Annotated in this window: 1 pseudogene; it reads right to left on the bottom strand. The window is 61.5% G+C overall.

Annotated elements, in window-relative coordinates:
• Window positions 1-1,764 (bottom strand): annotated as a pseudogene (locus tag RFM41_RS33990) (hypothetical protein); the annotation flags it as partial.

Raw genomic sequence — 1,764 nt, forward strand, 5'->3', positions numbered from 1 at the left:
CACACCGGCTCTTGCGTCCACTTGCCGAAGCCGTTCACCAGGATCGCCAAGCCTTGAGCAGTAAAATCGGAGAGCCCGACATCCGGGCGATCGGCGCGGCGAAGGACCTCCCTGCCAATGGTGACCGTAGCCTCGCGCATCTTCTGCTGATCCGGCCATTTGCTGAAACCATTCACCAAGGTCACCAGGTGTTGATCGGCAAATCCGGCGAGTTGGCCGGCGCGGGACACGATCTCCTCGGCGAGGCCCACTGCAGCTTGGCGCACTTCAGGCTCCTCGGGCCACTTGCTGAATCCGTTCACCAGGTTCGCCACATGTTGGTCAGTAAATCCACGGAGGTGACTGGTGCGGCGGAGAATCTCGCAGGCAACTGCGGCCGTGGCTTCGCGCGTCTTCTCCTGTTCGGGCCATTTGCTGAAACCGTTCACCAAATTCGCCAGGTGTTGATCGGCGAATCCGGCGAGTTGGCCGGCGCGGGACACGATCTCCTCGGCGAGGCCCACTGCAGCTTGGCGCACTTCAGGCTCCTCGGGCCACTTGCTGAATCCGTTCACCAGGTTCGCCACATGTTGGTCAGTAAATCCACGGAGGTGACTGGTGCGGCGGAGAATCTCGCGGGCAACTGCGGCTGTGGCTTCGCGCGTCTTCTCCTGTTCGGGCCATTTGCTGAAACCGTTCACCAGTATGGCCAGCTGCTGATGGGTAAACCCCTTGATTTTGTCGGCGCGGGAGGCGATCTCCCCGGCGATGGCGACCGCAGCTTGGCGCATGCCTGGCTCTTGCGGCCACTTGCTGAAGCCATTGATCAGATAGGCCAGCTCCTGACCAGGAAAACCGCGCAATCGGTTGGCGTCGCAGCTGACCTCAGAGGCGATGGCGACGGCCGCTTCGCGCGTCTTCTCCTGTTCCGGCCACTTGCTGAAACCATTCACCAGATTGGCCAGGTGTTGATCCGTGAACCCACCCAGCTCCCTGGCGCGCGCAACGACCTCCCCACCGACGGTGACTGCTGCCTGGCGCATATTGAGTTCTTCGGGCCACTTGCTGAAACCATTCACCAGTATCGCCAGGTGCTGATGAGTAAATCCGCCGGGCTTGCCGACGCCGGACGCAATGTCCCCTGCGATGGCGACCGCAGCCTGACGTATGCCTGGCTCTTGCGGCCACTTGCTGAAACCGTTCACCAAAGTGGCCAGCTCCTGCTCAGGAAAGCGACCGAGTCGGTTGGCCTCGCGACTGATCTCAGAGCCGATGGCGATCGTTGCTTCGCGCGTGCTTTCCTGTTCCGGCCACTTGCTGAAACCGTTCACCAGGTTCGCCAGGTCCTGCGGTACAAAATCGGAAAGCCGATTGGCTCGGCCTGCGAGGTACGTCACCTCGGTGCCGATAGCGCTGGTGGCCTCCCGACACTCCGCCTGGTTCGGCCATTTGCTGAAACCATTGACCAGGTTGGTCAAGCTCTGCGGATTGAATTTGGAAAACCCTTGCGTGTGGGCGCGGCGAAGAACCTCACCAGCAACTGCGAAAGTGCCCTCGCCACACCCTGGCTGGTCAGGCCACTTGCTGAAGCCGTTCACCAGCAGCGAGAGGTTTCGAGCGTCGAGCTGGCGAAGCGCTGCTGGGTTGTCGCTGCAGAATTCGCCGATCCTGACCGTGCCGTCGCGGCATTCCGCCAGTTGGGGATATCGGCCGAACGACAATGCCAAGAGCGGCAACGCGCGAGCATCTACATCGTCGAGGGCGCTGGTAGAGCTCGATACCTTG

It is taken from the genome of Mesorhizobium vachelliae (assembly GCF_033977325.1).
Lineage (GTDB): Bacteria > Pseudomonadota > Alphaproteobacteria > Rhizobiales > Rhizobiaceae > Mesorhizobium > Mesorhizobium vachelliae.